This window comes from Paenibacillus sp. ALE2, from assembly GCF_054113385.1.
This window is the reverse complement of sequence record NZ_CM134213.1, coordinates 2,438,558-2,460,035: the sequence shown is the minus strand read 5'-3', so window position 1 is coordinate 2,460,035 and position 21,478 is coordinate 2,438,558. Positions and strand designations below refer to the sequence as shown.

Genomic DNA, 21,478 nt, shown 5'->3' with positions numbered 1-21,478 from the left:
ATTAACATGAAGATCTTCTATTTCAAAAATGCCAAACAAACACCGCCCTTTTAAGGAAGTATGCCTGAGTTCGCCCTTCCTAAGCCGTGCACTGGTTTATTCACCGGTCTCCGCAAATTTGCGAATACGAGCCCCGACTTCATCCCGTACACGCTGGAATACACTCCATTTCTCTTCTTCTGTTCCTTGTGCTTTAGCCGGATCATCAAATCCCCAATGTTCGCGGCGCACATGCGGAGGTGTAATAGGACATTTATCGGCAGCATCTCCGCATAAGGTCACAACTAAATCCGCACTATTCAGCAAAACAGAATCAATAATATCTGAAGTTTGACCGGAAATATCCACCCCAACTTCATTCATCGCTTGCACGGCTTTAGGATTGAGGCCGTGTGCTTCAATGCCCGCACTGCATACATTCCAACGGTCCCCCAAGTATTGTTTAGCCCAGCCTTCTGCCATTTGACTGCGGCAAGAATTACCAGTGCACAAAAAATAAATTGTCTTCTTGTCCATCTTCAGCGTCTCCTTCAATTGTCCATTATGAAATGATTAACCACAGATATAAGCCCAGTAGGGTAATAAAAAGTGTAGGAATAGTTAAGATGATGCCTGTTTTAAAATAAGTCCCCCATGAAATTTTCACGTTTTTCGAACGAAGCACATGCAACCACAATAATGTGGCTAGCGAACCAATTGGGGTTATCTTCGGTCCGAGATCCGACCCTATGACGTTAGCATAAATCAGTGCCTCTTTGACTATACCGGTTGCATGGGTGGCATTAATGGCAAGCGCATCAATCATGACCGTAGGCATGTTATTCATACCCGACGAGATAATCGCCGCAATAAAACCCATGCCCATGGTGGCCACAAACATACCTTGATCTGAAGCCGCTTGAATCACATGGGCCAGCAGGTCTGTCAAACCGGCATTACGCAGACCATACACCACCACATACATCCCGATGGAGAAAAATACGATGGCCCATGGAGCGCCCATGATAACTTTTTTTATGGGTACCACAGGGCTTCTTCTTGCCATCAGCAAGAAGAAGATAGCAACAGTACCAACCACCGCCGAAACGGGAATGTTAAAAAATTCGCATGCAAAGTAGCCAACGAACAAAACCGCAAGAACGATCCAGGACATACGGAACATTTTTGGATCTTTAATCGCTTCCGCAGGCGTGATTAATTGTGCCGTATCAAACGTTTTCGGAATTCTTTTACGGAAAAAAAGATACAGTACTCCTATACTGGCTGCTAAAGAAAATAAATTAGGTACAATCATGCGACTCGCATATTCCATAAAGGTGATCCCAAAGAAATCGGCTGACACAATGTTGACCAAGTTGCTGACCACAAGCGGAAGCGACGTCGTGTCTGAAATAAAACCGCTCGCTATGATAAAAGGAAAAATCATTTTCTCATCCAATTTAAGTGCCCGAACCATCGCCAGTACAATCGGTGTCAGTATTAAGGCCGCACCGTCATTCGCAAAAAAAGCAGCAACAACGGCGCCAAGAATGGTCACATAAACAAACATCCGAGTTCCGCTTCCATGGGCTACCCGTGCCATGTGAAGCGCCGCCCATTCGAAGAAGCCGATTTTATCAAGCACCAACGAAATCAGAATAATGGCTACAAAAGCCAGTGTCGCATTCCAGACAATATGAGTCACTTCCCAAACATCATGTAAATCGACGACACCCACCAGCAAGGCGAGTATGGCACCGCCGCAGGCAGACCAGCCGATAGACAGATTTCTAGGCTGCCAGATCACCAACACTAAAGTGGCTAAAAATATAATGCATGCCAACAAAATCAATGTTCTTAACCTCCAATATATTACCTTATAAACATATACTTATATAATAGCACCGTTACGCCACAAGGAGATAAACGGAACAGGCTTTAGCATGAACAAGCTGAGGAATCCGGTCCACAAGATGCGATCGGTTCCTCTTTATTCAGCGATTTCAAAATATGCTTGGAGTCTGGCATGCTCTCAAGAACAGCTTGAATATGCGGTTTGTCGTCTACGTTTAAGGAATAGTATACCCACTGACTTCGTCGTTCTTCTTTTACAATTCCTTGCGACTTTAATTTTCTCAAATGTTGGCTAATTGCTGGCTGCGACATATCAAAGATATCTACAAATTCGCAAACACACCATTCTCTTTCTCTTAGCAGGGATAACATGATCAATCGGGTTTTATCCCCCAATAACTTTAAATGATCAGCTACATAACCTAGTTGATTCAATATATGCCCCCTTTCACTTATATAACTACATGCTTATATACTAATATAGCTCAATTTTAATATCAAGAACGATCAATACTTATTCATTCACCAATTGTAGGAGCCAATCTTTTATATCCACAATTCGCAATGTTTTGGGTCGTGTATTCGTTCCAGAAATAATTAGTGGGACAAGGGAATCTTGTTCATGCAGCGATCCATGCGCTCCCCCTCCGATGTGGGTAGGGGAACTTTCACCGACCAGTTCATATCCAGGTTGAACCGTAACGACAACATATCTTCCTTCATGTGAATTCATTGCCCCGTGTAGCCTCGCCAAAACGTCTGGATATTTTCCATATTTGATCCGGTTGTTATTAGTCGTAATATCCACAAGATTCGTTTCGCCCGATAATGTCCATGATTGTCCATATTCATCGGTAAATTTCCCACCGGGATGATAAGAAAACAGGCTACCATTTCTCCCCTTTGTAACCTGGATATTATTTTTACCGTCTTTCATAGCAATAATGTCGAGCTTATTCTCATGCTGTAAAAGCTTCACCACGTCAGACAAATCTACGTTATTGTCAATTGCATAGATATAGGCCATCCGTTCATTAGCGGCAATCACGATTTGGTCATCACTTCTTACGGGTTGATTTAATTTTGCAATCCGGTAATGGCCCAAAAGCGGCCTTATATCAACTGTGGCTGCCTGTCGATCATTATAAACCGCGCTTTGCCCACTGTCTCCCAAGACGATCCATGTAGCATTTTGTACAGCCTCTTCCCAAGAACCGTATGCGTTCAACACAGTTTGCAGTGCTTGATCGGCTTTTTCAATTCCCTTCAGTTGAGTCGGGCCTTTTCTATGCGCCAAATTATCATTCCCTGGAAAGTATGTGATGGTTAAGTTTGGAAGTTTTTTTTGATTGATTAGAAAGGCGGTTTCTTTTGCAGAAAATTCGTCGTTCATCCCAAGTTTTTTCCACGGAGAAGTATTCCAGCTATTCCCCGGATCCAGTTGAGCAAAAGTTGCATATGAAAACCATTTAGGTCCTGTTATTTTCACTTGTTCTGGCACACGGTTACTGTTTGCAATAAAACGAGGCACCTTTAAGGAATGTTCCGTTCTTCCTCTAAAAACAACAGCATTGATGGACGCGGATTCTTTCCCTTTGTCAGCTAATGCTTCATGTATTGTTTTCGTTTTTTTGTTCAAATGAACTTGGTTTAATTGGTAAATAGCGTCATTAAATACTTGCAGTTGGTCGATCTTTAAGGCTTCTTTGGCACCATTGCCGTAGAGAATCATGCGTTTCTTTGGGTCGCTATACCAAACGAGACCAGGCACATGATGTTGGTCAGCATACGTTCCCGTTAATAATGTACTGTCGATGGTTACAGACATCGTGGGAAATGAGCTCACTACCTGCGGGAAATATTGTCCTTGATGAAGGAGAAATCGTATGGCGGGTGCACGGCCTTCTTGAATGGCATCTTGCAGAGGCTTATCCATTAAAGAATCAATCAAGATTACAATGACAGGTTTTTTGCCCATTTGCTTTGCTGTGATATGTGGGTTCATGCTCTGTTGCTTTAGCTGTTGACTGGAGTCCGCTCTACAGCCCAAGATCAACAACAATAAACTTAACACTAGTACAACGGTAACTTTATTTTTCATGCCCATGTGTGTGTCCCCTTCTTAGAAAAACAGTGCCCTTGATCCTCTTATTTTTTCATATACAAAAAAAATTATTCCTACATTGGATCATCGGGGAAAAGGGACCTCACGCAACCCAAAGTTACAACTCCATGAATTTTTTGAATCTAATAAGCCAAATTTAAGATCAAAACCATTCAGGGAGAGAGCATAGCAATGACCACAACAAACATACATGAGCACTCCATGCACTATATAGATTCCGGAGAAGGAACAGCCATCCTATTCATTCACCCTCCGGTACTTACAAGCTCAAATTTCACATACCAAATCCAAGGGCTATCGCCCTATTTTCGTACTATAGCTTTTGATATCAGAGGACACGGTAAAAGTCAGCCTTCCGAACAAACGGTTACTTACCCTCTCATCGCCCAGGATATTAAGCATTTGATGGATCGATTGAGCTTGGATAAAGTATTTTTGTGTGGATATTCTACCGGAGGTTCAATAGTACTTGAATTTCTCCTGACTCACCCAGATCGGGCATGGGGGGGCATTGTTATCAGCGGAATGTCCGAGGTAAACGAATGGCGACTAAGAAACAAAATTTCTTTAGGCATTGCGCTATCCAAAATCGGCGCAGTCGGTACGATTGCGCTTTCTAATGCCTGGTCACAAACGAAACAGTTATCTTTGTTCCGTAAGTTATTCAACGATGCGAAGCAGGGAAATCCCAGGAATGTCGAACAATATTATCGTTACAGCTTGAAGTATAACTGTACCTCACGGCTAGGGGAAATCCATCTTCCTGTCCTGCTCGTTTATGGTGAAGAGGATAAACACTTTCATCCATATGCCAACATATTGCATCAGCATTTACCGAAGAGTGAGCTTGTTTTCATTAAAAAAGCCGATCACCGCCTTCCTACGAAGGCCGCTGGATCATTGAATGAACTGATCAAGCAGTTCATAGAACGCTTCAGCCTTTAAGGCACATCCTACAGGAAAAGTCGCATACACATCTACATCCCACTCCTGATCTTATATCTTTGTCTGTATATGGCCTTGCATATGAGTTGCTCATCAAAGTAAAAAAAATTATATAATATTTTATACAATGTAAATATACAAATTATGCTAAAGTCATATATAGTTTAGGTTGGATAGGTATGTAAGTTCCGCTTCTAAATCTAAAGGGGTGTAAAAATGAAATGCTAAAGCGTATTCAAAATCTTTTCTTTATCCCTAACTACCCACTATTCATGATCTGCATGTTATTGCAAGGTATGGCTATTTCCATAAGCGCACCTTTTTTAGCTGTATATTTTACAAGTACACTTGGCGTATCGGTAGGGACCTTTGGTGTGTTTACAGCGGTGACTTTGATTTGTGGTATATGGATCAGCTCTCTTATTGCCAAACGCTCCGATACCGGATTGGATCGCAAACAAATTTTAGTGATTTGTACGTTATTTAATGCTGTCGCCTTTGCAGGATATCTTGTAATCCAAAACTTTTATGTACTTTTTATTTATATGACGGTCTTTACAGCGATTGGCGCCCCTGGGATGCCGCAGTTATTTGCCAGTGCACGTGAAGCGGTAGATCGCAGTAAATCTGCGGATCATGCCTTTGCGAATTCAACGCTTCGTTCTATGTTTTCTCTTGGCTTTATTACCGGGCCGCTCTTGGGTTCCTTCTTGATTGCACATACGGGCTTTAAAGGTATTTTTGTTGGTACGACCTCTATTTTTGTACTTATTGCCGTTCTTCTATTCTTTTTTATCAAGCAGCGTCCTGTTCAGGCTAAAAATAAGGATCAACTTTCACTTCATCACATTACATTACATAAAAATATGAAAATCCTGATCCCTTTTGTAGTTCTTACTCTGCTTTATACGTCTCACTGGATGAATAGTTTAAATATTTCCTTGTTCATCATTCACAATTTAAAAGGTGACACGAATGACGTTGCCCTCGTATCCAGTATTTGCGCAATCTTAGAAATACCCCTGATGCTCATGCTGGGCGTACTAGCAGCCAAATACTCCAACCGTTTGCTTATATTTTTAGGGGCTTTAACAGGCGTTGTCTATTACCTCCTCGTTCTTATGTCTACGGAGATGTGGCAACTATTTGCGGGACAGCTTCTCCTAGCATTCTTTGTTGCAGTGATATCAGCCATTGGTATCAGCTATATGCAGGATTTGTTGCCATCTCTGCCCGGATACGCCTCGACACTGTATTCCAATGCGACAACGATCGGAAGATTGGCGGGGAGCTTGATGGGCGGATTGTTTGCTCAATGGATGGGTTATCGAAACTCCTATTGGATATGCTTATTCCTGATTCTCTGTTGCCTTGGTCTGCTGGCGATATCAAAAAAATTAGAGTTTGACCAATCGGCTGCTCTACAAGAAAGAAATCACAGCCTATAGAGCACCATCAATAAAAGAAACAGCACGTAATCTGGACGAGAACCTAAAGTCCGATTACGTGCTGCTTTATTATGCTACCCTGCCATGCGTAGCCCGAATTGGTTATAATCAGGAGCTGACGCACACGCACCCTATTTTTTTATAGTAGAGAAACGACTCATAATTGCATCGGCCGCATACGTATAACCGCCAGCCTGACGGAGTGATTCGCCAATTACATGCGCCTGTTGTTTATAGATGGCTTGATTTAAAACCTCTACCAAAGCAGCTTTTAAGATAGCAGGGGTAAGCTCATTTTTATTCACAGCAATCCCTGCTCCCAGCTCTTGGACCCGATTGGCCACAAGCGGCTGATCCGATGTCATGGGAACCAGAACCATTGGCACGTTGTAATACAAGGCTTCGCTTGCACTGTTCATTCCCCCATGTGTGATGAATGCATCTACACGCTGGAGCATTTCCAGCTGGGGAATATAGGGCTTGATCATAAAATTGTCCGGGATACCATCCGCCAATAACTCCATCTCCGCATATTGGCCTGATGAAAGTACAAATTGCACAGGCAAATCACGAAATGCTTCAAAGCAAAGCTTGTAAAACTCCAAATCTCTATTAAGAATAGTTCCCAATGATATATAAACAACCTGCGGATACAAAGCACGAAGCTGGTCGAACGGAAAAGAGGGCGCATCTTTACGAGGTACAATAGATGGACCTGCAAAAATATAGCTGTCATCCAGCTTTTCAGCTTGCGGTTGAAAATAACGGCTTGTATACACGACCTTTAGGCTGTGGGAATGTGAATCGAGTTCATCAATAGCAGGGACGGCAACCTGAAACTCCTCAGCTAATTGATGTACTACTTTCATCATATCATCATAAAGCGCTCTCACTTTTATGTCATGATCATCCCCGCCTTGGTCAGAACCCAGAGGCTCTACGAAAGCAAACGAACAGACCGTACATACCGCAGGTATTCCCAGCCTCTCTGCTATAATTTTGCCTCCCCAACCCATCAAATAGTCATAAATCAAATAATCATACACCTTATTTTCAATTGCTTTCATAACCTTTGGAATAATCGGTTCAATCAAACCTTTAACGATCATATTCACGAATTGATAATGATGTTTATATTCAGCCGGCTTTAATACAGGATTGTGAATAAATGCATCCACACTAAATGGATAGGTGATCAGGTTTGCTCCCGTTTGTTGAATTCTCGTACCAAATTCCTCTGAACACACATAATCTACTTCCTCTCCCCTATCGACCAATTGCTTAATTAATCCTAATGACGGGTTAACATGGCCTTCAGCAGGCGTGATCACAACCAACACACGTGCCATCCTACACCTCCGACAACATAATGTATTTAAGAAAAAATGTTAGTTTTGTCCTTGATGATTTACACACTTCCCTCATTCAATATATAAAATATTTACCATAAAAACAAATGGTTTCAATTTTAGATTATGTATGCATCACATCCAAAATTGCTCACAAACACGCACATAAGCGGGGGAAAACGCTTGAAGCGCATCCCCCGCTTATCTATTGAATATACAATTATAGACGCCAATTCCAATGATCTGTCCCGCTCAGAACAGCTTCAACAGTGTACTGGTTTGCTTCGTCAGCCGTAAGCTGTTTGGCCCAAGGTACACGCCCGCTACTTTCTGCACCTGGTCCAAAGTTATCGTACTCTCCAAATCTTGCAGTCTGCTCATTGGATTCTTTACCCCAATTGTTCCAACCACCTGGCTTGATATGGTCATCCATATAGGTTTTCAAAAAAGTAACATGTGCGTAAGGACGCCATGGTCGCCCAAGATCCACCTTGCCTGTCAAGCCAGCTTCGGTTGTCAGACGACACTGAGTAAATACAAAACCTGGCTGGTTCTCTTCTGTTGAAGCGGCTGTTACGTATCCGGCACGCAGGCTGTGTATGATCGAGTTATCAAACACGGCAGGGGCATTGCCAAATATAAAATCTACACTGCCACTAATATAGCTGTCCTTAAAATATTGTCTGCCACGGTTCACGAGCAGTGTATCCTGTAGGCCAGTAATTTTGACATTGTGATACTTGCCACGATCACCTTCGGCATATAACGCTACAGCCTGCACCTGCCCGGTCCCTTCTGTGTTGGCGACCGTCACATTTTCCAACACAAAGTCAGAACTTTGCACACGCATGGTATAGCTATTGCTCGTTCCTAATTCTTTTCCGTCCACTACGGTCTTGGCCGTATCATCAAAAGCAATGATCGTTTTGTCCCGATCTTCCCCGATAATACTCAGATTTTTTTTGGAGGAATTCACCTTTATTTTTTCACGGTACGTGCCGTTTTTGAGATGGATAACAGTCCTTGTGTTGCTGTTGTCAGGGACTGCATCAATAGCTGCCTGGAGAGAGGTGTAGTCAGCAGGGCCATAGGTCGATACAACCACACTAGTGGGAGAAGTTCCTCCTGAGTCTGTTAGCTTGCGGACCTTAACATTGCTGAATTCCGACGTATTGTAATTCCACACTTCATTTTGTTGTTTGGATGCATCAGTAGCTAACCCGAACAATAGCGGTTGATGATCCGGCAAATCTATAACGGTTTCACCAACCTTCTCCCAGTTCGTCACACCGTCTGCGGATACCCATCCGGTAAGCTTTTGCCCCTGTCGCACAAGACGAACCGAATATGGCGTTGGAATAAACGTCTCCATTGACGCACGCGTGGTTTTACCATCTGTTTGATCACGACTGATAAGAATCCCCTGTTTACCATATTTAACAAATGCTAAAGACATAAAGGCCATTTTTGATCCAGGCTTCAGCGATTCACGAATCATTACCCCTGCCTCGGCATTATCATCCACAGGGGTAATCTTCTCCACACGAGCTGTAATTTCACCGTCTCCCTCCCATTTCTGATAAGCATAATGGAAAAGATCGGCTTTTCCGTCAATATCCCCCGCCGATTTCAGTCGGATACTGCTGCCGTTTGCATCTTCTTTTAATACCTGAGTATGCCCTTTGATATAGCCATCGTTACCATCAGAGCCAACCTCTTCGCTGAGCCAGTTCCCCGTTGGTACAGTCGTGTTGACATGGATGGTAACAGGATTGGAAAATGTAGCAGTCCCCTTGCGGTCTGTCACCCGTGCAATAATGTAATGGGTGCCGTCCGTCACATGATTCCAACTGATTTGATAAGGCGCACTCTCTACTTTTCCAGCAAGTTTACCGTCAATGACAAATTCAACGTGAGCAATGCCATCTTGATCCTTGGCCGTTGCAGTTATGGTCGCATCACGTCCGGCTTCCAAAATATCGTTATGCTTCAGTGAACGTCCACCTTCATCCGATACCTGAACGAAGGCCTCCGGATTATCCACCTCACTCCCATTGGACAGCTTCTCAATGAGATCATTTAAATAAACTTCCAGATTCGTATAGCCCTTGGCAAAATGAGCATACTCGCCTGTACCGGCAAGCTCCTGACCGTTGCGGTCATCTGCATTATTGGGGTCCAGCCCATGAGCGCGTTCCCATTCATCCGGTATACCATCATGATCGCTGTCAGTAAGCTCCGTGGTGGTTACGCTATAATCATCGTAAATCCAGCCTGCTTCACGCGGGGAGTTGATAAACGCACCCGTTCCATTCTTCACATCATTCATAATTCGAGCGTCCACCGCATCTCTTCTTGGCAGCGTGGCTCCTGAGCCGGCGAGCACCTCAGTATATGCGGTCTGCGCATCTGTCGCCTGATATGGTCCATACGCATCTGGTGAAATTCCGTTGTCGTATTCCCCTCTGACTTCAATCGGCTCTGCCAAACGAGTGGAAGGGTCAATAATCGATCCAATGGATGTTCCAAGCTGCCAGTTGTCTTGAGTAACCGATTCGTTGCCGTACATGTAGTTGCCACCAATATAAATGCGTGTTTTATATTTTTTACTCCCCACGTCTACAAAGATTTGACTCCGCACGTCCTTATATGTGTTGGGGCCATACTTATAGTAGTTATTCAGCACATTATACGATCCTTCACCGCCACCGTAGGAAGAGAAAAATCCCCAGTTATATATGACATTATTGGTCATTTCCACAGCGTCGATTTGTTTTTTATCGGTTGGGAACCGTGGATTGCGGCTTGCATTGTGAGCCAGCAAGTTATGATGATAGGTGGAATTCCGACCACCCCATATACCGCCATAGCCGTGGCGGCCTTTCTGGTGCGTAGTCATTAGCATACTTTCGGATGCAATAGACCATTGTACTGTCGTATTCACGTTATCGTACAGACTTAGTACCTCATCCACCGACCAGCTAAAGGAACAGTGATCAATCATAATGTTTTTATGGTACCTGGCTCCTAACGCGTCATCCTCACTGGGGTAACGATCAGTTAATCGAAAACGCAGGTAACGGAGAATGACGTTATCTGCATCAATCCCTGTTGTGTAATCGCTTACAGTTATGCCGTCGCCAGGAGCTGTCTGACCTGCAACCGTCAGGTTGTTGCCCAGGATTTTAAGTGGCTCCTTCAGATGAATGGTTCCACCCACCCGGAATACGACCGTCCGATTATCGGAGCTGACCGCTGCACGAAGAGATCCGGGGATCACCTGCTCACCTTTGCCGTAGTCTGCCAGCGTGGTAACTTCGTATACTTCACCTCCGCGTCCACCGGTAACATATTTACCGCCACCTTCAGCCCCCGGAAACGCCGGAATATTCGTCGCTATATTTTCTACTTTCTCCACTTTCCCCATCTCTGTCCCTACCGCAGTCTCTGCCTGGATCAATGGTGGGCACAAGGTCAACAACATTGAACCCACGACCACATTACATAGCACCTTTCTCCATGTACGCTGCTTGCTCATATTCTGTTTCCTCCCTAAGATTTTCTTTCACATCAGCGCATACTTTTATAAAAGAATGATCCGAGACGTTCAGAAGTGTCTTCACCTCCTTTCATCAATCTTTTCCGCTTTTACCGTGGGCAGGTGTCATATATACTATGGATATATGAATGCGCTTACTTATCTTAATTGGCAAAGGAAGAAGCACATGAATGAAATGAAGGAAGACAAATATGTCATCGGAGAACAACAATTCTCCATTCATCACATCTACCGTACCGGCTTCACCGTTATGCCCAGACCTCATGTTCATGACAACTATGAGCTGTATTTTTTGCTGCAGGGCGAACGCATCTACTTTATGAACGGCAAGGTATACACCGCTCGCAAGGGCGATCTGATATTCATCCTCCCTCATGACTTACACTCTACCGCCAGTACACAATTGGAGGAAACAGAACGCATTTTGATTCATTTTTCCCCGACGTTTCTCCCGCAGCAGGATCATGACATTCTGGATCTACCGCCGTACCAGCAATCTGCGTTGCTTCGCTTACCGGCTAGAGAGCAAGTCGAAGTTGAACGGCTGTTCCTACAAATGAATACCGAATGTAGGAATAAGCAGCCTCTGCATGACCGCTGTGTACAGCATTTGCTGCTGGAAATGCTTATCCTGGTGCACCGATCGGAAGCGGCCGAGCGTAGTGAACTTGTTTCCTCTCATCCCATGCATCAGAAAATCACAGAAATCTCGTCTTTTATTCAAGACCATTTCAATGAGCCGTTAACTCTCGAACAAGTGGCCGCCTGCTTTTTTATTAGTCCGGCTTACCTAAGCCGCATCTTTCTAAAATTGACTGGCTTTCATTTCAGCGAGTACATCCGCGTAGTGAGGGTCAGGGCGGCTCAAACCAGACTGCGAACCACCAAAGACAAAATCCAGCACATTGCGGAGGATGTCGGCTTCGGTCATGCCTCCCATTTTAATAAAATCTTTAAAAAAATAACCGGACTCTCCCCTCTTCAATATCGTAAACAGGTTCGATAGGTATTCAGTGTAAATAATTAGGCGTTAATTTTATACATTCACTCTTGTCTTGTTTTTCCATTTTTATATCTGCTTGCTCTTTCATGGAACTAAAAAGCAAGCCACTTGAATTAAGCAAATTACACAACAAAAAAGCCATATTTCGCTGCAATGTATGCAACGAAGTATGGCCTATTACATCATCCATTCTATAATTTCAAGATGATATTCATCGTTTATCCATGATCTTTATTGTAATGCTTTGATATCCTGTAGCAGCATTTCAATATTTTCTTTCTTTGTGGCCCAACTGGTGCAGAATCGAACAGCAGTATGGGTATCATCAGTCTTTTCCCAAAAGGAGTAAGTATATTTTTCGCTCAATGCCTGTAATATACGATCTGCTATAATCGGAAACTGCTGATTGGTTGTGGAATGATATTGGAAAGAAAATCCTTGCTCGGATAATCCTTTTTGCAGCAGCATGGCCATATCTATGGCGTGTTTGGAAATCTCAAAGTATAAACCGTCTTCAAACAGCGTTTCAAACTGAATGCCCAGCATTCTCCCCTTAGCCAGCAGCCCTCCTTTTTGCTTGATCATGTATCTGAAATCTTGTTTCAAAGCATCATTTAGGATAACTACGGCTTCGCCCATCATTGCTCCAATTTTAGTGCCGCCTATATAAAACACATCGCACAGCTTGGCTATATCTGCCAAAGATGCATCACTATCCTCTGCAACCAAACCATAGCCTAAACGGGCCCCGTCTATAAACAGTGGTAAACCACATTCATGACACACTCCACTTAGCACTTCCAGCTCGGATCGGCTATAAATCGTTCCATTCTCGGTAGGTTGAGAAATATAAACCATCCCGGGCTGTACACAATGCTCAGGAGCAGAATCACTCCAGTGAGCGTCGTACAGTTCCTTTACCTGTTCACCCCGGATTTTCCCATCCTCGCTTGGCAATGTCAGTACTTTATGTCCAGTAGCCTCAATTGCTCCGGTCTCATGCACAGCAATATGCCCAGAAGTTGCCGCAATGACGCCTTGATGCGGACGCAAAATCGAAGAAATGACCGTTGTATTGGTCTGTGTACCTCCAACCAAAAAGTGTACATCCGCATTTTCGGAGTCACATGCTTTTTTAATATAAGATTTGGCTTTTTCACAATGATCGTCCACACCATAGCCTGGGGTTTGTTCCTCATTCGTCTCCAGTAGTCGCTTTAAAATACGCTCATGAGCACCTTCGGTATAGTCGCATTCAAATCGTATCATTCTGTATCCTCTCCGAAATATCCAATTTCTTCTGAATTAACAACATAGATGCATGTAATTCTGTAATCTCTTCTTCTGAAAGTCCTTGAACTAATCTTAGAATTTGTTCATCAGATCTTTCATTCAATTGGTTGTAGAACGTTTTTCCTTTGGGTGTCAGACGAATTAGATTTGTTCTATTATCCAACGTTGAATTTTCCTTAACAAGAAAGCCCTCTTTGCAAAATTTAGCAATGATCCTGCTCATATAGCTGCGATCAATTTGAAGAGATTCGACCAGAGTATTCGCAATACACGGTTCGATCAACCCGATCTCTATAATGACACGTGCCTCGGTAAAGGAATATCCGCTATCCAGCACATGTCTGTCTAAAACACCAAGTAAATTCGTATAGAACCGATTAAAACGCCTCATATCCGCTATGATATTAGCATCGATATTGACCATAACTCCCCCTATTTAGTGGACTTTTGCAACAATTATAGTAATGATATTTGTTGACTCTGTCAACAAATAAAAAGATCGTACATAAAGACATTCGCCTCATGTACGATCCGTATTTATAAGAAAAATTGCAGTATATTCTTATCTGTATTTACCTACATGGTCAATGAGCTATCGGTATTTATAGACTTTTCCTGCTTCTGCTTCCGCTTCAGCTTCAGATGAGCTACGACCATATACAGAGTCGGTACAACAAACAAGGTTAAAATGGTCGAAAAGATCAGTCCAAAAATAATGGTCGTTGCCAACGGTTTGAAGAGGATTTCCCCTATTGTGGCAATAGGGATCATACCCACAATCGCAGTTAGCGAAGTAAGCAAGATCGGACGGAAACGGGCAGAACATGCCATAAGAATTGCGTCTGTCAGTTCGGCTCCTTCACGCCGCGCATCTTCAATAAACTCTATCAACACAATACCGTTGCGCACGACGATACCGGCCAGTGAAATGATACCCATAATACTCATGAATCCAATTGGCATGCCTGAAATAAAGCTTCCAAGAATTCCGCCTGCCGCTGCCAGATACACAGTGGTCATAATAATGAGCGGTGTGGAGACGGAGTAAAACTGCATCGTGATCAAGAGCAGGATGAGAAACACAACAATAATAGCTAACTTGCCCAAATCTGTAAAAATATCAGATTGCGCGGATGTTTCTCCGCCCATCTCCCAGGTATAGCCTGGTTCAAACTGTGTATGGGTTAGTTTGCTACGGATGTCATTAGTGAGTTCTGTAGCCGTACGCCCATTTGCATTGGCTGAGATCGTTACTGTCCGCTCCAAATCATAGCGGTGGATTTGCTGAATGGAAAAGTCCGGTTTCATCGTGACTAACTGGGATAAGGGAATTTGCTCTTTTGCCGCATTGGTTACACTTAATTGCTGGAACAATACCTCAGGATCATCGTTTGGTTTATTCATGTATATATTGATATCCAGTAGTTCCTTACCTGTATCAAAATCCGTTACATTAACTCCGTCACCCATTAACAGCAGCGTACGTGTCAAATTGGAATAGCTAACCCGATATTTATCCAATGCTTGTGGATTGACTTGGAAATTCAGATTATAGCTTTGCATTCCCATATTATCGGTCACATCAACAGCTCCGGGGGTCGCCGCAACCATTTCTTTGACTTTAGCTGTCATGTTTTGCAGTTTATCGATGTCTTCTCCCTTCATACGGATAGACACCGCACTGCCGACCGGGATACCTAATTGAGGAACCCGAATGCTGATCAATGCAGATGGATATTTGGCTTGAAGCGTATGAGTCCAGCTATCCACTGTTTTTTGGAGATCGAATAGCCCCTCTTTTCCAACGATAGCAAGTTGACCGTTGACCGCTCCCCCGGAGCCGTGACCGCCTGCAACATCGCTATACATCTGAGGCGCTCCTCCACCTGCCGTTGCCGACAACCGTTCTGTTTCTGGTTGTTTTTTGACCCACATGCCAATCTCGTTAATAACCCGATTGGTTGCCTGCAACGACGTTCCTTCTGGCATCGTTACGCTGATGGTGGCATCTGCTTGATCGGATTCTGGGAATAGTTGAATGGGAACAACCGCAAGTAGTCCATATGCGGCTGTACCAATCATAAGACCAACCAGCGCTGTTAAAAGTGGACGCCGTAGTATTCTTGGCATCCAGTTTTTAGAGTACACATTGGATAGAGACTGGATTTGATGCCCCAGAAGCCCAGGTGGTTTAACGGTTTGGTTCCTCTCTTTTCCTTTACGACGTTGATCATACCATTGGCGGAAAATAGGAATAATCGTTAGTGACATAATCATGGAAGCCAGCATGGTTAACGAAATAACGGTAGGGATCGGTTTAATAAAGTCTCCGATATTACCCGGCAGGAATAGCAGCGGGGCAAATGCTGCAACCGTAGCTAGCGTAGCTGTAATGATCGATAAGGATACCTCTTTGGTTCCTTTAATGGCTGCCTCCGTAGCATTTTCCCCAAATTCAGAGCGTCGGCGTTCAATGTTGTCATTGACCACGACCGCATCATCAACCAATATCCCTAGCACGATGATGAGTCCGATGACTGATATTTGATTCAGCGTAGTTCCTGTCATGGGCAAGAAAATAAAGCCGATGGCGATGGAAACAGGAATGGCCAACGCTACAAATGCAGAAGTTAGCAAATTCAAACCTAAAGTACATATCACAATGACCGATAAAATAGCAATAATCATCTCTTTGGTCAGATTTCCAAATATTTCACTCACTCGATCATTTTGTGCAAAAAGCAGTTCAAAATGTACATTCTTCGGCAAACTGCTCGCAAGTTCATTGATTTTAGCTGTTGTTGCCTTGGAAACTGTAGGCACGTCTGTGCCTATATCTCCACTCACACTGATCGAAATAGCAGGCTTGGTATTCACATACGTATAACTAGCTGCTTTTTTAAAAACAAGCGAGGCAGTACCTATATCCTTCAAAGATATCGGAAATCCATCGTCATTGCTTGAAATCTGGACATTATTCAGAATCGATGGGTCCGTTGAGGCATTTACCGTCAGCTGATAAGTACGCTCATTGAAATCCATACTTCCTGTAGGAACTCTATCATTCTCATCCTTGATCGCTTGGACAACCTGCTCCCAGGAGAGGTTATATTGTTGCATCTTTTGCGTGTCTAAACTAACTCGTACCTCTTGCTCGGGTATCCCTTGAATATTAACCTGCGAAATACCGGGAACCGTTTTTAATTGATCTTTCCATCTGTTCATTAATTCATTTAACGAGTATAAATCCTCCACCTTATCAGAAGTAATCGCATATGAACCAATGAAAGAGCTAGTCATGCTATCATTGATCATAGGCTGCATCGCGTCCTCTGGAAGCTCAGATTGTGCATCCTGCACCTTTGTACGAAGATCAGCCCATACTTTGGTCGGGTCCGCATCATTCAAAGCTTCTATGATGATACTGGATTGGCCTTTCGATGAAGTAGAGGAAATCGTTTTGACACCTTGCACAGCTTTAATTTTCTGTTCCATGATCTTAGTAATGGTTTGCTCGATTCTTTCAGGTGAGGCACCCGGATAGATCGTTGTAACACTAGCTGTCATAGGAATAACATCAGGCTGCTCCTGTTTGGGTAATGATGTAAAATTGAAGAGCCCTAGCAGTATACACATGCCAAAGAAAATAAGCGTAATTTTCTGCTTTTTAACAATATATTTAATCATTCGGACGACTCCTCCGATTTCCCAAGCACATTATTCCCAATTAAATCGCCATTAAATAAGGTTCCTGCTCCTTGTGTAACGATTTGATCGCCTGCCTGTAGTCCGGAGAGAACTTCGAATTGATTATTCGTCACTTTTCCCACTTTAATCGTGGTTTTAACAGCCTTACCATTCACAGCTTTAAATATATAAGGGTCACTTCCATTGCTAATCACGGCTTCCACAGGCACTAACAGTGCTTCCGCTTGATTCACACTTTTAGATGCGCTGATGACTTGACCAGGTTTCCAATTCAGTTCAGGATTAGGAATGCTAACTTCCACATTAATACTGCCCGTTTTGGTATTCGTGGATGGATAGATTTGAGTAACAGTCCCTGTTCTAATTTCATCATAGAGAGAAATATTTACTTTTTGGTTTTTCTTCCATGATAAGATTTCGCTGTCCGGTACGGGCAGAAGTACTTTTAAGGTCTTGATATTCCCGACAATGAATGCCTCACTTCCACTGGAGCCCAGTTGACCATCGGCTACTTTTTTTTCAATGACCACGCCAGTGATCGGAGAGGTTAAAGTAGCTTTTTTAAGTGACAAGGATGACTGTTCATAAGCAGCCAATGCATCCTCATAGGTAGCCTGCGCTTGAGCTTTACTGGCTAGCCCTTGCTGTTTCGTAGCAATAGCGGTCTCCAGCCCTGCTCTGGCCTGCTCTATACCAGCTGAAGCCTGGGTACGTTGTTCCTGCGAGGCGCCTGCAAGCAAGAGAGACAGCTGCTCTTGTGCGTCACTTAAACTTTTTTGTGCATTCGTTAATTCCAGCTGTGCATTCTCATTTTCCGACAATGATGCTGCGCCTGCCTGGAACAGGCTCTGCGTCCGTGCGGCATCCGCCTTTTTCTTATTGTAAGCATTGGTTGCCGCAGTAACCGCATTTTGTGACTGGGCAATTTCCTGTTTTTTGGCGCCATTGTTCAATTCCTGCAATTTCGATTGGGCCGCATCGACCTGGGATTGCGAACTATGGATACCAGCCTGTGCCGATTGAATGGAAGCCTCCGCTTGGCTAAGACCAGCCTTTGCCTTCTCCATGGTTGCCTTGGCCCGATCCAGTTGCAACTGGTAAGCAGATGTATCCAACTTCGCAAGGACGCTCCCTTTTTCTACGGAGTCCCCTACCTCCACCATAGTGTTCAATATACGTCCATCCGCTTCAAAGGAAACACTAGCTTCATTACTTGCCTGCAATGTTCCTGCCAAATTAAAATCATTGGCCAAAGGTTTCATTACAAGCTTCTCTACTTTTACCGGGTGACTGGCTTGTGTTACAGAGTTCTCCGTTGCACTGGAGCAACCGGAAGCTACTATAGCTAATGCAATCCCTGTAATCATGATCCTGATTCCTTTTCTCTTCAACTTCATGTCATCCTCCCTGATTCTCTCTTCTAAAGGTGCTATCAGCAACCCGTGGGTCAAGTAAACTTTTTCATTTCTTGTTTCATGTTATAACAATGAACACACAAAAAAATCGTACAAAGGGGCAAGCACCTTATGTACGACTGGGCAATGAAATAACATATATTTAGTTAACATCTCTAAAGCTGTAAAATACCACGCTCCAACGAAACAGCAACGGCTTCGGATCTAGAATCAACACCAAGCTTGTTATAAATATTCGTTAAATGCGCTTTGACGGTACGCTCGGAAATTCCCATATCAAAGGCAATTTCTTTGCTTTTAAAACCGTGTGCAACCGACTTTAATATGTGCCTTTCCTTATCAGTAAGAACTAAGCTGCTTTCGTGCGGCTCTGGCTTGGCTTCTTTCTTATTCGTTGCAGCGAACACCCTAGCTGTTATTTCTGGCTGAAGCAACGTTTCGCCTCTAAGTGCTGACTCAATCGTGCGAAATAAGTTTTCCCGACTGGTATCTTTTAATAAATATCCCTTTGCCCCTAAAGAAAGTCCTTTAATCATGAGATCATCTTCGTTATAGGTAGTCAGGATAATGACTGGCGTTTCATTTTGTTTTTCTCTGAGGGCTTTCATAGTTTCCAAACCACTCATTTGTGGCATATATAAATCCAACAATATGACATCCGGTTGGAGTTCTTCGATCAGTTTAAGAGCTGTTGTACCTTCTCCGGCTTCACCAATAACTTCATAGCTGTCATTGGTCTCCAACACCAGCTTTAACCCTTCTCTAACGACCCAATGATCATCGACGATTAAAATCTTGTATTTCATGATAGGTCTCCTTTAGTAAGAGGCGCCTCTATTTTTATAGCTGTACCTTCTTGAACTATACTGTTGATATTTATGTTTCCACCCAGCATCCGTACACGTTCATGCATACCTATAATTCCGTAATGTCCTGTCTGCTTGGCAATAATATCCTTATCAAATCCTTTGCCATCATCGCGAATCTCGATTTCAATCTTGCCTTCGTTATCTAAAATATGAATCCATACGGTATTCGCATGTGAATGCTTCGCTACATTGGTTAAACATTCGCTTATTATAAACAATCCATGTTCGAACAACAGTCTGGGGACGGAAGCTTTAATTTTGATGTTGCGTATTACTCGAATGCTCGTAGCCATAGTAAATCGCTGTATTTCTTCCTCCACGGCCTCTGCAAAATCAACCTCCGAGATGGTTTTCGAACGCAGATTGTCTATAGCTCGTCTCGAATCAGACAATGTTCTTCGCACTTGTGACATCGATTGTTGGACGATCTCCTGAGCCCTTTGCGTACTTCCTTTGCTCAGATGAGCATCAATGGCTTCAAGCTGCATGATTAGCCCAGCAAGCCCTTGAGCCAGCGTATCATGCAGATCACGAGCCATACGTTGTCGTTCATTGGCAATTGTAAGTTCTTCCACCTTTTGATGTGCGGCTTCAAGCTCTTTCAGAACATTTTGCGTGCGGATTCGTGCTTTGACTTGTTTGAGAAAAAGAACCGCATAAGCTACTATAACAACGACAATTAGAAAAAATAATGGGATGAACAACACAAATTGCCTGCCCTCATTGTGAGAGACCACAGCCACACAAAAGAGCACATAGGAGATCAAAAATACAAGAATAACCTTGAGCGGCTTATAATAAATACCTATACTCTGACCCACCAAAACGGGCATTAGCCCCACCAGTACTATGGAGAAACTGTCAGGTAGAAGAAATGCACTTGCAAAGATCAAGCCCCCTTGTACAACAAAATAAGCCCATGAAAAATATTTTGCAACTCTATGAGCATGCAAGTACAAGAGGATGTGCAATATGATGATTACAGTAAACAAGGAACTTTGCAGCAGATATAAACCACCGAACAAATGTTGAAGAATGACAGACTCACTATAAATTATAAAAATCCATATAATAGTTAATATTTTCGAAATGTCCTTGTTCTCAACTTCACCTGCACTTATTTCCGGATCTAGATTTTGAACCTGTACATTGAATTCATCGTTCATAATTCCCTCCTACAATTCTGAATTCATGCTTTTCAACTTATTAGAGACAATGCCGCTATGAGCAGCGGGTCCATTTCGTTTGAACAGAAATCATGTATAACTTATTTTACAAAAAAACGAAAAGAAAAAAACGTACACACGGGCAGCTTCACTTGTACGTTTGGGCATTGAATACTTTTTGTTCGATACAATCCAATTATACGTCATATAAAAAGCACGCAACAGGTTATCCTGTGCGCGCTTGTCCACTCCCTATTCTTCTTCCAACTCATCTGGTACATCATATTTATTGATATGCGAGGTCATTGCTGCAACAGCTTCGCTGGCATCTGTTGTGGCCGGTACTTCTCTGACCACATCGTCCGTCTGATCACGAAAATTCAAACGATCTGCCTCGATTTCTTTCTGTTGATTGGGTTTCACTTTTCATATCGCTCCTTTCTATTCAAGGGTTTGATCTCGTTCTGTTAACGCGTACAAAGGCACTTCCCGTTCCTCTTCCGGATTGTTCAGCGCATAGATTCGTGCCGTCTCACGTTGTTCGTTCACATGCTGAATGTAGATGGGTAACCCATCGCACAACACATTTGCCATGATGGAAGAGGACGCTATTTCTTGTGCTCTTTGGACATTCATTTAGAAAAAACCTCCCTCGCTAAATAGGTTCGTCTTTACTATGCACGAGGTAAATATTTGTTATACACATTTCATGCCAACATGTCCTTGTCTTATTCTTTTGAATTATATTGACTGTTTTAAAACGCA

At 43.2% G+C, this 21,478-nt stretch carries 17 protein-coding genes; 3 read left to right on the top strand and 14 right to left on the bottom strand.

Going from position 1 to position 21,478, the window contains the following annotated elements; genetic code table 11:
• Window positions 1-96: 96 nt before the first annotated feature.
• From arsC to ACXHJ1_RS10505, 4 genes are all read right to left on the bottom strand, one after another.
• A complete protein-coding gene (arsC, locus tag ACXHJ1_RS10520) occupies window positions 97-516 on the bottom strand; it encodes an arsenate reductase (thioredoxin) (RefSeq protein ID WP_457906038.1) in 420 nt (139 codons plus the stop codon).
• A 25-nt stretch (window positions 517-541) separates the two neighbouring features.
• A complete protein-coding gene (locus tag ACXHJ1_RS10515; RefSeq protein WP_090890960.1) occupies window positions 542-1,831 on the bottom strand; it encodes an arsenic transporter in 1,290 nt (429 codons plus the stop codon).
• A gap of 86 nt (window positions 1,832-1,917) precedes the next feature.
• Window positions 1,918-2,268: an ArsR/SmtB family transcription factor gene (locus ACXHJ1_RS10510; protein ID WP_107734508.1), complete on the bottom strand. Its 351-nt coding sequence runs from the start codon at window positions 2,266-2,268 to the stop codon at window positions 1,918-1,920.
• Window positions 2,269-2,347: 79 nt separating this feature from the next.
• Entirely contained in the window at window positions 2,348-3,940 is a 1,593-nt protein-coding gene (locus ACXHJ1_RS10505; protein ID WP_107734507.1) for an alkaline phosphatase family protein, read from the bottom strand.
• A gap of 189 nt (window positions 3,941-4,129) precedes the next feature.
• Between ACXHJ1_RS10505 and ACXHJ1_RS10500 the strand changes: the two genes are divergently transcribed.
• Entirely contained in the window at window positions 4,130-4,903 is a 774-nt protein-coding gene (locus ACXHJ1_RS10500) for an alpha/beta fold hydrolase (RefSeq protein WP_107734506.1), read from the top strand.
• Window positions 4,904-5,124: 221 nt separating this feature from the next.
• On the top strand, window positions 5,125-6,351 hold the full coding sequence (locus ACXHJ1_RS10495; protein WP_031462276.1) for a sugar efflux transporter: 1,227 nt from the start codon (window positions 5,125-5,127) through the stop codon (window positions 6,349-6,351).
• 131 nt (window positions 6,352-6,482) lie between these two features.
• Here ACXHJ1_RS10495 and ACXHJ1_RS10490 read toward each other — a convergent pair whose 3' ends face one another.
• A complete protein-coding gene (locus ACXHJ1_RS10490) occupies window positions 6,483-7,700 on the bottom strand; it encodes a macrolide family glycosyltransferase (RefSeq protein WP_457906037.1) in 1,218 nt (405 codons plus the stop codon).
• Window positions 7,701-7,920: 220 nt separating this feature from the next.
• Complete coding sequence (locus ACXHJ1_RS10485; RefSeq protein ID WP_107734505.1) at window positions 7,921-11,238, bottom strand: pectinesterase family protein; 3,318 nt, start codon at window positions 11,236-11,238, stop codon at window positions 7,921-7,923.
• 187 nt (window positions 11,239-11,425) lie between these two features.
• On the opposite strand from ACXHJ1_RS10485, the gene ACXHJ1_RS10480 reads away from it, so the two are divergent.
• Window positions 11,426-12,265 carry a helix-turn-helix transcriptional regulator gene (locus ACXHJ1_RS10480; RefSeq protein WP_016820412.1) on the top strand — a complete coding sequence of 280 codons (840 nt, stop codon included), beginning with the start codon at window positions 11,426-11,428 and terminating at the stop codon, window positions 12,263-12,265.
• 228 nt (window positions 12,266-12,493) lie between these two features.
• Here the strand turns inward: ACXHJ1_RS10480 and ACXHJ1_RS10475 are convergent, their stop codons facing one another.
• From ACXHJ1_RS10475 to ACXHJ1_RS10440, 8 genes are all read right to left on the bottom strand, one after another.
• A complete protein-coding gene (locus tag ACXHJ1_RS10475) occupies window positions 12,494-13,531 on the bottom strand; it encodes a threonine aldolase family protein (RefSeq protein WP_017425602.1) in 1,038 nt (345 codons plus the stop codon).
• A complete protein-coding gene (locus ACXHJ1_RS10470; RefSeq protein WP_016820414.1) occupies window positions 13,518-13,979 on the bottom strand; it encodes a MarR family winged helix-turn-helix transcriptional regulator in 462 nt (153 codons plus the stop codon). The genes ACXHJ1_RS10475 and ACXHJ1_RS10470 overlap by 14 nt, the downstream gene beginning before the upstream one ends.
• Before the next feature lie 152 nt (window positions 13,980-14,131).
• A complete protein-coding gene (locus ACXHJ1_RS10465; protein WP_457906036.1) occupies window positions 14,132-17,242 on the bottom strand; it encodes an efflux RND transporter permease subunit in 3,111 nt (1,036 codons plus the stop codon).
• A complete protein-coding gene (locus ACXHJ1_RS10460; protein WP_457906035.1) occupies window positions 17,239-18,660 on the bottom strand; it encodes an efflux RND transporter periplasmic adaptor subunit in 1,422 nt (473 codons plus the stop codon). The genes ACXHJ1_RS10465 and ACXHJ1_RS10460 overlap by 4 nt, the downstream gene beginning before the upstream one ends.
• Before the next feature lie 173 nt (window positions 18,661-18,833).
• Window positions 18,834-19,484: a response regulator gene (locus tag ACXHJ1_RS10455; RefSeq protein ID WP_016820417.1), complete on the bottom strand. Its 651-nt coding sequence runs from the start codon at window positions 19,482-19,484 to the stop codon at window positions 18,834-18,836.
• Window positions 19,481-20,713, bottom strand: coding sequence for a sensor histidine kinase (locus ACXHJ1_RS10450; RefSeq protein WP_117289960.1), 1,233 nt, complete (start codon window positions 20,711-20,713; stop codon window positions 19,481-19,483). The genes ACXHJ1_RS10455 and ACXHJ1_RS10450 overlap by 4 nt, the downstream gene beginning before the upstream one ends.
• Window positions 20,714-20,965: 252 nt before the next feature.
• Window positions 20,966-21,136 (bottom strand): hypothetical protein, encoded by a 171-nt coding sequence (locus ACXHJ1_RS10445; protein WP_013373210.1) that lies wholly within the window; start codon window positions 21,134-21,136, stop codon window positions 20,966-20,968.
• Between the two features lie 18 nt (window positions 21,137-21,154).
• On the bottom strand, window positions 21,155-21,349 hold the full coding sequence (locus ACXHJ1_RS10440; RefSeq protein ID WP_016820419.1) for an H-type small acid-soluble spore protein: 195 nt from the start codon (window positions 21,347-21,349) through the stop codon (window positions 21,155-21,157).
• Between the last annotated feature and the right edge of the window lie 129 nt (window positions 21,350-21,478).

Coding starts and splice junctions, on each gene's coding strand:
- arsC (WP_457906038.1), bottom strand. CDS start 516: ATGGACAAGAAGACAATTTATTTTTTGTGCACTGGTAATTCTTGCCGC.
- ACXHJ1_RS10505 (WP_107734507.1), bottom strand. CDS start 3,940: ATGGGCATGAAAAATAAAGTTACCGTTGTACTAGTGTTAAGTTTATTG.
- ACXHJ1_RS10500 (WP_107734506.1), top strand. CDS start 4,130: ATGACCACAACAAACATACATGAGCACTCCATGCACTATATAGATTCC.
- ACXHJ1_RS10495 (WP_031462276.1), top strand. CDS start 5,125: ATGCTAAAGCGTATTCAAAATCTTTTCTTTATCCCTAACTACCCACTA.
- ACXHJ1_RS10490 (WP_457906037.1), bottom strand. CDS start 7,700: ATGGCACGTGTGTTGGTTGTGATCACGCCTGCTGAAGGCCATGTTAAC.
- ACXHJ1_RS10485 (WP_107734505.1), bottom strand. CDS start 11,238: ATGAGCAAGCAGCGTACATGGAGAAAGGTGCTATGTAATGTGGTCGTG.
- ACXHJ1_RS10480 (WP_016820412.1), top strand. CDS start 11,426: ATGAATGAAATGAAGGAAGACAAATATGTCATCGGAGAACAACAATTC.
- ACXHJ1_RS10475 (WP_017425602.1), bottom strand. CDS start 13,531: ATGATACGATTTGAATGCGACTATACCGAAGGTGCTCATGAGCGTATT.
- ACXHJ1_RS10470 (WP_016820414.1), bottom strand. CDS start 13,979: ATGGTCAATATCGATGCTAATATCATAGCGGATATGAGGCGTTTTAAT.
- ACXHJ1_RS10465 (WP_457906036.1), bottom strand. CDS start 17,242: ATGATTAAATATATTGTTAAAAAGCAGAAAATTACGCTTATTTTCTTT.
- ACXHJ1_RS10460 (WP_457906035.1), bottom strand. CDS start 18,660: ATGAAGTTGAAGAGAAAAGGAATCAGGATCATGATTACAGGGATTGCA.
- ACXHJ1_RS10455 (WP_016820417.1), bottom strand. CDS start 19,484: ATGAAATACAAGATTTTAATCGTCGATGATCATTGGGTCGTTAGAGAA.
- ACXHJ1_RS10450 (WP_117289960.1), bottom strand. CDS start 20,713: ATGAACGATGAATTCAATGTACAGGTTCAAAATCTAGATCCGGAAATA.
- ACXHJ1_RS10440 (WP_016820419.1), bottom strand. CDS start 21,349: ATGAATGTCCAAAGAGCACAAGAAATAGCGTCCTCTTCCATCATGGCA.